General features: G+C 73.9%; 11 protein-coding genes. 7 read left to right on the top strand and 4 right to left on the bottom strand.

Going from position 1 to position 10,001, the window contains the following annotated elements; genetic code table 11:
• Positions 1-28 precede the first annotated feature (28 nt).
• Both ACFRCR_RS12815 and ACFRCR_RS12820 read right to left on the bottom strand, forming a co-directional pair.
• On the bottom strand, positions 29-328 hold the full coding sequence (locus tag ACFRCR_RS12815; protein ID WP_377678008.1) for a Dabb family protein: 300 nt from the start codon (positions 326-328) through the stop codon (positions 29-31).
• A 61-nt stretch (positions 329-389) separates the two neighbouring features.
• The gene (locus ACFRCR_RS12820) at positions 390-1,148 is read right to left on the bottom strand and encodes a type 1 glutamine amidotransferase (RefSeq protein ID WP_377678009.1); all 759 of its coding nucleotides are present in this window, start codon (positions 1,146-1,148) and stop codon (positions 390-392) included.
• Between the two features lie 142 nt (positions 1,149-1,290).
• On the opposite strand from ACFRCR_RS12820, the gene ACFRCR_RS12825 reads away from it, so the two are divergent.
• Positions 1,291-1,899 carry an NYN domain-containing protein gene (locus ACFRCR_RS12825; RefSeq protein ID WP_138822938.1) on the top strand — a complete coding sequence of 203 codons (609 nt, stop codon included), beginning with the start codon at positions 1,291-1,293 and terminating at the stop codon, positions 1,897-1,899.
• A gap of 4 nt (positions 1,900-1,903) precedes the next feature.
• Here the strand turns inward: ACFRCR_RS12825 and ACFRCR_RS12830 are convergent, their stop codons facing one another.
• The gene (locus ACFRCR_RS12830; RefSeq protein WP_377678010.1) at positions 1,904-3,103 is read right to left on the bottom strand and encodes a winged helix DNA-binding domain-containing protein; all 1,200 of its coding nucleotides are present in this window, start codon (positions 3,101-3,103) and stop codon (positions 1,904-1,906) included.
• Positions 3,104-3,270: 167 nt separating this feature from the next.
• Here ACFRCR_RS12830 and ACFRCR_RS12835 point away from each other — a divergent pair, with 167 nt between their 5' ends.
• From ACFRCR_RS12835 to ACFRCR_RS12860, 6 genes are all read left to right on the top strand, one after another.
• Complete coding sequence (locus ACFRCR_RS12835) at positions 3,271-4,020, top strand: response regulator transcription factor (protein WP_030144130.1); 750 nt, start codon at positions 3,271-3,273, stop codon at positions 4,018-4,020.
• Positions 4,017-5,783, top strand: a complete 1,767-nt coding sequence (locus ACFRCR_RS12840) for a sensor histidine kinase (protein ID WP_377678012.1) — start codon at positions 4,017-4,019, stop codon at positions 5,781-5,783. The genes ACFRCR_RS12835 and ACFRCR_RS12840 overlap by 4 nt, the downstream gene beginning before the upstream one ends.
• Positions 5,784-5,845: 62 nt before the next feature.
• Positions 5,846-6,583 carry a hypothetical protein gene (locus ACFRCR_RS12845; RefSeq protein ID WP_336707774.1) on the top strand — a complete coding sequence of 246 codons (738 nt, stop codon included), beginning with the start codon at positions 5,846-5,848 and terminating at the stop codon, positions 6,581-6,583.
• Positions 6,584-6,794: 211 nt separating this feature from the next.
• On the top strand, positions 6,795-7,085 hold the full coding sequence (locus ACFRCR_RS12850) for a WXG100 family type VII secretion target (RefSeq protein ID WP_030144127.1): 291 nt from the start codon (positions 6,795-6,797) through the stop codon (positions 7,083-7,085).
• 72 nt (positions 7,086-7,157) lie between these two features.
• Positions 7,158-8,765: a PQQ-binding-like beta-propeller repeat protein gene (locus tag ACFRCR_RS12855; RefSeq protein WP_377678014.1), complete on the top strand. Its 1,608-nt coding sequence runs from the start codon at positions 7,158-7,160 to the stop codon at positions 8,763-8,765.
• A gap of 29 nt (positions 8,766-8,794) precedes the next feature.
• Positions 8,795-9,724, top strand: a complete 930-nt coding sequence (locus tag ACFRCR_RS12860) for a 4'-phosphopantetheinyl transferase family protein (protein WP_377678015.1) — start codon at positions 8,795-8,797, stop codon at positions 9,722-9,724.
• A gap of 9 nt (positions 9,725-9,733) precedes the next feature.
• On the opposite strand, the gene ACFRCR_RS12865 is transcribed toward ACFRCR_RS12860, so the two are convergent.
• The coding region (locus ACFRCR_RS12865) for an iron chelate uptake ABC transporter family permease subunit (RefSeq protein WP_377678016.1) at positions 9,734-10,001 on the bottom strand (268 nt) is incomplete at its 5' end.

The following is a 10,001-nucleotide window of genomic DNA, read 5'->3' on the forward strand; positions in this document are numbered from 1 at the left end:
TGTCAGCAGGCCGTGTCGAGCGCGCCGCTCAGCCCGCCGGCAGCGGCTCGTAGTCGATCTCCAGGAAGTCCTCGACCTCGGGCACCCAGCGGTCGGCGACGAACGCCCGGTGGTCCGGGTGCGCGTCGTAGGCCGCGTAGGCGTCGGCGTCGGCGAACTCCATCGAGAAGCCGAACGTGAACGCGTTCTTCGCGCTCGTCTGGCGCAGCTGCTCGAACCTCTCGACGCCGGGGATCTGCGCCAGGACGCGCGCGTCGGTCAGGAAGGCTGCCTCGGCGGCGGACCCCTCGGGGTGGCGCAGGCGGAAGGCGACGGTGTGTCGGATCATGCCGACACCCTGCCACCGACCGCCCGGCAGCGATCGGCGGACACGCAGCCCGACGCAGGACCTACGCCCGCACGCCCCGGCGAGCGACGTCGTCGTGCACGACGGCGAGGAAGGACTCCGCGAGGACGCGGCCCGTCTCCAGGACCTCCCCCTCGAACGGCGCGGCCTCGGCGAGGACGTTCTCGGTGTCCACGTCGCCGTGGTCCGCGGCCCACCGGCGGATCGTGTCGAGGGTCGCCTCGGGGTGGAACTGCACACCCAGCGCCGAGCCGAGCCGGAAGGCCTGGTACGGGTACATGTCGGACATGCCGAGCCAGGTGGCGCCCTCGGGCAGGTCGATGATCGCGTCGACGTGCATGCTGAGCGTGAGCGAGCGGGCCCGCTTGCCCGTCCCCGCCGCGGCGCGGGCCAACGGTCCGAGGACCGGGTCCGCCTCCGCGCCCGCCTTCCAGAACACCCGCGTCAGACCGACCTCGCGCCCGGGAGGGGCCGCGACCTGCACGTGACCGCCGCCCGCGACCGCGAGGAGCTGGGCGCCGAGGCACACGCCGAGCGTCGGCACCGCAGCGAGCACCGCGGCGCTCACGAGCTCGCGCAGCGCGGGGAGCCAGGGGGCTACCTCGTCGTCGTAGGCGGACATCTGCCCGCCCAGGACCACGAGGCCGTGCCCCAGGTCGGCGAGGTCCGGCAGCGCGTCGCCCACGAAGGGCCGCACGAGGCGGACGTCGGGGCCGAGCCGGTCCGCGAAGGTGTCCAGGGTGACGTCCGGGGAGTTCTGGACGACCGTGATCCGGACCGGGTCGAGAAGCTGGAGGTTCACCGCTGAAAGGTACTCGCAACCTGGGGTTCACATGCAAACCGCGCCCACGCCTCGGCGGGATCCGTGTCAGGGACGCACCGACCGGGCCGCAGCCCCTCCGGGACGGCCTGCCCGTGCCACCGCGGCGGATAGGCTGGACCCCATGTCGGACTCCAGCACGTCGAACGGCCTCGTCAGCACGCAGGGTGAGGCCAGGCGCCGCACCTACCTGATCGTCGACGGGGAGAACATCGACGCGACGCTCGGGATGAGCGTCCTGGGCCACCGACCCAACCCCGAGGAGCGCCCCCGCTGGGACCGCATCGTCGACTTCGCGGCGAACCTGTGGGGCCAGGACGTCACGCCCCTGTTCTTCCTCAACGCGTCGTCCGGCCAGATGCCCATGGCGTTCGTCCAGGCGCTGCTCGCGATGGGCTACCGCCCCATCCCGCTGGCCGGGTCGAGCTCCGAGAAGGTCGTCGACATCGGTATCCAGCGCACCCTCGAGGCGCTCCAGGACCGCCCCGGCGACGTGCTCCTCGCGAGCCACGACGGCGACTTCATCCCGCAGGTCGAGGACCTCCTCGAGGACGGCGACCGCCGCGTGGGGCTGCTGTGCTTCCGCGAGTTCGTCAACTCGCGCTTCTCGGAGCTCGCGTCGCGCGGCCTGAGCTTCCACGACCTCGAGGACAACGTGGGCGCGTTCACCACGGTCCTGCCTCGCGTCCGGATCATCCCGCTCGACGAGTTCGACCCGCTGCGCTACCTCTGAGCGCTCAGCCCCGCAGCTCGCGGTACAGCGGCGTGGGGAACGACGCCGTCACGCCGCCGCCGTCGAGCAGCCCGGTGATCCTCTCGGCCTCGGCACCGACGGCCGCGGCGCCGTCCGACCCGACGTCCTCGAGCAGTCGCACCGCGGGCGAACCGTCGGCCCGCACCGCCCAGGCTCCGACGATACGACCCTCCCACCAGACGGTCGCACCGATGTTTCCCGCGGTGTCGAAGAGCTGCTCGCGGTGCGGGCCGAGGTACCAGTCGCGGTGCTTCCAGCCCATGGCCGTGGGGTCGAGCGAGGGCAGCAGCGCCACGTGACCGGCGGCGGCGCCCTGGGCGGGCGCCAGGTCCGTCGACCGCAGTGCGACGCCTGCACCCAGCCCGTCGAGCTCGACCTCGCGCACGTCGAGCGCGGCGAGCGCGGCCCGGGCCTGCCCCAGGTTCCAGCCGGTCCACCACTGGAGGTCCGCGACGGTCGCGGGGCCGAAGGACTCGAGCCATGCGGACGCGAGCCGCACCCGGGCCTCGGCCTCGTCGAGCTCGGGGACACCGCCCGGCAGCCAGTCCTCGACGGGGCGCCACAGGAAGCGGTTGGAGGACCACCCGCCGGTCGGTTCGCCCCGGACGATCCGCCCCTCCGCGGACAGCAGCGACAGCAGCGGGGACGTCAGCGAGCGCCGCACGTCCCACGACTTGGTCGTGGTCGGCAGGAACGCGGTCCGCAGCACGGGGGCCCGCGCCGAGAGCTGTGCGCCCGTGAGGGGCCCGTGCTGTGCGAGGGCGTCGTGGACCTGCTCCTCGGCCCCTGCGAGGAAACGTTCGGCGTCCTCGACGGGCGGGTCGGTGGGGATCGTCGCGAGCTCCTTGAGGAGCCGGGCCCGCAGCCGTCGCCCGACGGCGTCGCTCGCCCCCGCGTGGACCACGGGCACCAGGTCGCGCGCCACGACGAACAGGGTCCGGCGCATCGCGAGGACACGCACGAGGGAGCGCCGCTCGTACAGGGCGGCCTGCACGTCCTCGACGCGTAGCCCGGGGACCCGCGCGAGGACCGAGAGGTAGACGCTGGGGGCGTCCGTCGCGTGGAGGGCGACGAGCCGGTCGACGACGCCCTCGACCGTGGTCACGGGCTGCGGCCCGGTCGCCCCGAGGTCGAGCTGGTGCGCGACGAGTCGCGCCCTGCGGTCGTGGTCGGTGATGCGCATCCTGGTCCTCGTCCTGGTCGTCCGCGCACGGCCCGGGCCCGGTGCGTGCAGGCCCATGCAACCATCGTCCGCCGACACGGGCCGCGCACCACGCGTCACGGCGCGGCCTGCGGCACCGCACCGCTGCCGCCCAGGCGACTCCCAGGGTTCGGTCGCACACTGGAACCATGAGCGAACCCGAGGCGCGGCTGGTCGTGGTCGACGACGAGCCCAACATCCGCGAGCTGCTGTCCACGTCCCTGCGATTCGCGGGCTTCGAGGTGTACGCGGCCGCGGACGGCACGAGCGCGCTCAAGCTCGTGCGCGAGGTCGAGCCGGACCTCGTGGTGCTCGACGTCATGCTCCCGGACATGGACGGGTTCACCGTGACGCGTCGCATGCGCGCCACGGGCCAGCACACGCCCGTGCTGTTCCTCACGGCGCGCGACGACACGCAGGACAAGGTCACGGGCCTCACGGTCGGCGGGGACGACTACGTGACGAAGCCGTTCAGCCTCGAGGAGGTCGTGGCCCGCATCCGCGCGGTGCTGCGGCGCACGCACGCCGAGCCCGAGGACACCGCGGTGCTGCGCTTCGCGGACCTCGAGCTCGACGAGGACTCGCACGAGGTCCGCCGGGCGGGCCAGGTCGTGGACCTGTCCCCCACCGAGTTCAAGCTCCTGCGCTACCTCATGCTCAACGCGGGCCGCGTGCTGTCGAAGGCGCAGATCCTCGACCACGTCTGGCAGTACGACTGGGGCGGGGACGCCAACATCGTCGAGTCCTACATCTCGTACCTGCGTCGCAAGATCGACAACCTCACGGTGACCGGCCCGGACGGCACCGAGGAGCCCGTCCAGCCGCTCATCCACACCAAGCGCGGCGTCGGGTACCTGCTGCGCACTCCCCCGGAGTCCGGGAGCACCCGCCGGTCATGAGCACGCCCCCGTCCTCGTCGCCCGGCGGCCCGGCCGGAGCGCAGGGCGCCCAGGGCGCGCTGCCCCCCGTCCCGCCACCACCCGGCCCGACGACGTCGCGCCCCTCCGCGGCGCGCCCCGCCCCGGGTGCGGCGCGTCCTGGGGCGCAGGCTGCGCCGTCGGGCACCCAGGCCGACGGCGCCGCGACCGAGCAGCACCTGCCGAGCACGCAGGACCTGCCGCCCGTGCCGCCGCCCGCCGAGCCCCGCCCGTACGGCAGGCCCGTGCCCACGAAGGACTGGGGCTGGTTCGCTCGCATCCCGCTGCGCACGCGGCTCGTCGCGATCATCATGCTGCTGCTCGCCGCCGGGCTGGGGGTCGCGGCGGTCGCGACCAGCGTGTTCGTGTCGAACTACCTCGTCCGGCAGGTCGACGACCAGCTCAAGGCGACCTCTGTGGACGTCGCGGCCGACCCGGACAGCCAGTTCAGCCAGAACCCGACCGGGCTTCCCAGCGACTACTACATCCTCTACCGGTGGTCGAACGGGGTGACCTGGCCGCGCTACTTCGCGAGGACCGCGCTGAAGTACGGGCTGCCCGACATCCCCGCGCTGTCACTCGACGAGGTCAAGCGCATCGACGGCCCGTTCACGGTGCCGCCCCAGCGGAGCGGGCTCCTCGTCCCGACCGACCCCACGCAGTGGCGCGTCATGCCGCTCGTCAACGCCGACGGCTCGACCGCTTTCGTCGCCCTGCCGCTGGCCGGGATCCACGACACCGTCAGGTTCCTCGGGTGGACCCTCGCGATCAGCGCCCTCGCGATCTCGCTCGTCGGCGGCGCGATCGCGTTCGTCGCCGTCCAGCGTGCCCTCAAGCCGCTGCGCGAGATCGAGGAGGCCGCCGCCGACATCGCCGGTGGCGACCTGACGCGGCGCATCCGGCCGGCTCCGCCGACGACCGAGGTCGGGTCGCTCGCCGCCTCGCTCAACACGATGCTCAACCACATCGAGCGGGCGTTCGCGGCCTCGGAGGCCTCGGAGGCCCGGATGCGACGATTCGTCTCGGACGCGAGCCACGAGCTGCGGACCCCGCTCGCGACCGTGCGCGGCTACGGCGAGCTCTACCGCATGGGCGCGCTGACGACGCCCGAGCAGATGGACGACACGATGCGCCGGATCGAGGACTCCGCGTCCCGCATGGGCACGCTCGTCAACGACCTCCTCGCGCTCGCCCGCCTCGACGAGGGCCGTCCCATCCGTCACGAGCCCGTGAACCTCGCGGCCCTGGCCCGCGACTCCGCGGGCGACCTGCACGCCCTGGACCCGACGCGCGAGGTGCGCCTCGTGGGGCTGAGCGACGCGTCCGGGGACGCGCCCCGGGACCTCACCGTGATCGGCGACGAGGACCGTCTGCGGCAGGTGCTCGCCAACCTCATCGGCAACGTGTCGCAGCACACCCCGGCCGGTACCCCCGTGGAGATCGCGCTCGGGACGCAGGCCCGGGACGGCGGCGACGCACCCGTCGGGGTCCTCGAGGTCCGCGACCACGGACCGGGCATCACGCCCGAGCAGGCGGCCCACGTGTTCGAGCGGTTCTACCGCGCGGACTCCTCCCGCAACCGTGCCTCGGGGGGCTCCGGGCTGGGCATGGCGATCGTCGCGGCCATCGTCGGGGCGCACCACGGGCACATCTCCGTGGCCCCCACGCAGGGCGGTGGCCTCACGGTTCGTGTGGAACTCCCGACACAGGGCTACGATGGCGGGTCGTCGACGGATCGGACGTAGGCTCGGAGGAGCATCTGCGCTCGACGACGCATCCTGTTCCCGCATCGAAGAAGGCTGATCTCATGGGCGTCACCACCTCTGACGCACCGCAGTGGTTGCTCACCTCCTGGACCCGTAGCTGCAAGGGCGCCGGGGCCACAGCCCCCACCGAGGAGATCCTCGCCGTCGGCGAAGGACTCCTCGAGCGCTGGAACCAGCCCGACCGGCACTTCCACAACCTGCGCCACCTCGCCGACGTCCTGGGACGGGTCGACGAGCTCGCGGAGGAGACGCACGACGCCGACGTGGTCCGCCTCGCGGCCTGGTACCACGGTGCGATCTTCGACGCGGCCCGCAAGGCCGCGTACGCCAACAAGGGCGGCGAGGACGAGAGCGCGAGCGCCGCGCTCGCGTTCGAGCAGCTGTCGGGGCTGGGCGTCCCGGAGAAGGCGTGCCGCCGCGTCGCGTTCCTCGTCAACGCCCTCGTGCGTCACGCGCCGGACCCCGCGGACTTCGACTGCGCCGTGCTGTGCGACGCGGACCTCGCGATGCTCGCAGCCGAGCCCCAGCGGTACAAGGAGTACCTCAAGGACGTGCGCGACGAGTACGCGCACATCCCGCTCGCCGACTACCTGCGGGCGCGCACCGCGATCATCACCAAGCTGCTCGACCGTCGCAGCCTGTTCTCGAGCCCGCTCGGTGCCGCGTGGGAGGAGCCCGCACGGCAGAACCTGGACGCCGAGCTGCAGCGCCTGCGCAAGGAGCAGAAGAAGCTCGACGCGTCGGCCCCGCCGGCGCTCGTCGCGCCCTCGCCGTCCTGAGTCGTTCTGAGTGGTCGGCCGCGCTGCCGCGCTGCCTCCCGGTGACGAGCCGTGCACAGGCACGCGTCCTGACGCCGCGCCCACAGCGCACGGGTTCTCCCCTGCCCGACGGCGCCGCTCGGCCCTAGCGTCCTGCTCACCCGGTCGCGCACCGCGCGCCGGGGCAGGGCGCCGACCGGTGCCCCGCAGGCTCGGTGAGAGGCAGGACGGCATGAGCAGGTACGAGGTCGACAGCGCACGGGTCGCACAGGCGAGCGCCGCGGTCGGAGGGTCGGTCACGGCCATCCGTGCCGAGGTCGGGGCCATGATGCGCAACCTCCAGGACCTCCAGGCGAGCTGGCAGGGCGGCGCTGCCACGGCGTTCGCGGGCGTCATGGCCGAGTGGCAGGGCGCGCAGGTGCACGTCGAGACCGCGCTCGACTCGATCACGACCGCGCTGGGCTCCGCCGCCCAGACGTACGCGGACGCCGAGGCGCAGGCCTCGAGGTTGTTCCTGCGCTGACGGGTTGTCGCTTCGCCGACGGGCTCCCGGCGGCTCTCGCCGCGCGCCGCCGGGGCCGCTAGGCTCCGCTCCATGCCGCGCCGTCGACCGTCCGCCGCCTCGCGTACGGTGTCGTTCGAGGTCGTCGAGGACCTGGACGACGATCTCTCGGTGCCCGCAGGCCGGACCGAGAGCGCGGAGGCTGCCGGGTCGGACGTGTCGGTCGTCGCCGCGGGCGGTGCGTCCGGTGTCGGCGGCTCCCGTGACGCCCTGGGCGCCGCAGCCCCCGGGGCCGGGGGCGCGGCGCCGGGCAGGAAGCGCTGGTGGCCGTGGGCCGCTGCTGCCGGTGTCCTGGCCCTCGTGCCCGGCGGGCTCGCGGTCGGCGGCCAGATCGAGGAGCGGCGCACCCAGGAGCGCCTCGTCGTGAGCGAGGGCGCAGTGCTGCCCTTCACGGGACCGCCGCAGGAGATCTGGTCGAGAGACCTGGCCGACCAGGTCTGGACGCCCTGGGGCGGGATGCTCCTCCACCGAGACGCGAGCGGTACCGACGAGACCGTGACCGCGGTCGACGTCCTGACCGGGCAGGACGTGTGGGAGGCGACGGTCGGCCCCCAGGCGATCTGCGGTCGGAGCAGCTTCTGGCAGCCGTTCGCCGTGGACGACGACCCCCTCCTGTGCCTGTCCGGCACCCCGGAGGTCATGACGGTCACGGCCCTCGACCCGGACGGGCGGGCCACGGGGAGCAGGGACATCGGCGCGGTCGACGCGGCGTCGGGCTACGCCGTCGGGCCCGGCAGCACGGTCGTGACGGTCCGCCGCGACGGACCCGTCGGTCCGCCGGTCGGCCCGCGCGAGGTCTGGAGCGAGAACGGGTCCCCGACCTTCGTCGACGTGCCCGGCGGACGCGGCGTCGTCGTGACCCTGCAGGACGCGCTCTCGGGAGACGTGCTCTGGGAGAACCGGGTCCAGTTCGTCGCACCGGACGAGGCCTGGGAGTGTCAAGGGCGCGGCGACGGGACCGAGCCCGTGCTGATGCCCGACCAGGTGACCGCCTGGACGACCGGATACGTGGTCCAGGTCGACGGTTGCGGCGTCAGCGCGTCGTTCGACGCGGGCGGTGACCGCCTGGACGACCCGGCCTCCCCGGACGACCAGGTCGAGCCCTTGACGGCGACGACCGCGGCCAGGTTCGACCAGACGACGACGCGCACGACCGTGCTCGACCGCACGGGCTCACCGTCGTGGGAGGTCACCGGGCAGATCCTCCGCCCGTCCGCCACCGACGGGACCGGCGAGAGCACGGTCTTCGTCGACACCCTGAGCGGCCTGGCAGCGTTCACGCCCGAGGGCGAGGAGCTCTGGGAGGTCTCGACGTACGCGAGCACGTTGTTCGTGCACACGGGCGCCGTCATGGTCGTCGACGACGGTGCGAACGGCGTGACCGCGCTCGACCCGAGCACGGGCCGCAGGCTGTGGACCGTGCCCGGAGTGGACTCGGTCTACCCGTCCGGTGCGGTGACCGACGGCTCCCAGGTGGTCGTCCTCGCCTACGGCTCCGACGGGGCGCCCCGGAGCACGGGATACGACCTGGCGACGGGTGACGTGCTGTGGACCGGCGAGAGCACCACGAACGAGGGACTGATCGGCTACCACGGTGCGCTGCTCCGGCTCACCCAGGACTCGGTGAGCAGGGTGGGGTGACCCCACCCCGACGACCTAGGGTGACAGGTGTGCCGACGTCCCTCCTGACCGCGAGCGTCACGATCTGGTGCGCGCCGCCGGCCCCCTGCCTGCCGGGCCAGGTGGCCTGGCTGTCGGCCGACGAGGCGGTCAAGGCCTCGAGATTCCGTCGGCCGGTCGATCTCGACCGGTTCGTCACGGGACGGCTCCTGACCCGGGCCGTCCTCGGGGAGCGGCTGCACCAGGCTCCCGAGGACGTCGACATCCGGCTCGGGGCCCGGGAGGGCGCGGCACCCGGCCGACCGTACGTCGCCCAGGGGCCGTCGTTCTCGATCGCGCACGCCGAATCCTGGGTGCTCGTCGCCGTCGTCGATCCGGCGGGTCCGCCGCTGCCCGGGGCCGCTGCCTCGGCGGTTCCGGAAGCGGGCGTGGACGTCGGCGTGGATGTCGAGTCCACGGCCCCTGCGCGCGCCCATCTCGCCGACCTGCTCGACGCCGTCCCCGCGGACGAGCGCCCGGCCGACGGATGGGACGCCGAGTCGTTCACCCGGTCGTGGGTCCGCCGCGAGGCCGTGCTCAAGGCGGTCGGCACGGGGCTCCTCGCCCCGCGCGACGACCTCCTCCTGTCCCGTGCGGACCGGCCGGCCCACGTCGTGCACAGCGGAGGGCTCCTCCCGGCTCCCGACCGGCTCGCCGTCCGGGACCTCGAGCTCCCCGCGGCGTGGCCGTCGCCCTCGGCCGGCCAGGACGTCACCCTCGGCCGTCGGGAGCGACACCCTCGGCGGTCCGGGACGTCACCGTCGGCGGGCAAGGGCAAGGGCAAGGGCAAGGGCAGGGGCGGAGGCGGGACCTACCTTGCGGCCGTCGCACTCCGCTCGGCCCGCGGCCCCGTCGCGCTCGGGAGCGTCCGGCTGGCCGACGGGACCGCGCTCCTCGCCCGGCACGGCATCACCGGGCGCCCCGTGCTCGACCTGCCCTGAGCAAGGTGCTCAGCGGACCTCCCTGCTCTCGCGCAGCAGCAGCCACAGCAGGAACGGCGCACCGACCGCCGAGGTCACCACTCCCACCGGCAGGTCCACGGGCAGCGAGCGCGCTCCGAGGTCGGCGGCGAGCACCACGCACGCCCCCACGAGGCCTGCACCGAGCGGCGGTGGCCCCTGCGCCGCCAGCGCCCGCCACGCGATCTGCGGAGCGACGAACGCGACGAACGGGACGGGCCCGGCCGCCGCGGTCGCGGCGGCCGCCAGGACCACGGCC

The sequence above is a fragment of the Oerskovia sp. NPDC056781 genome (assembly GCF_042789955.1).
Taxonomy (GTDB): Bacteria; Actinomycetota; Actinomycetes; order Actinomycetales; family Cellulomonadaceae; genus Oerskovia; species Oerskovia rustica.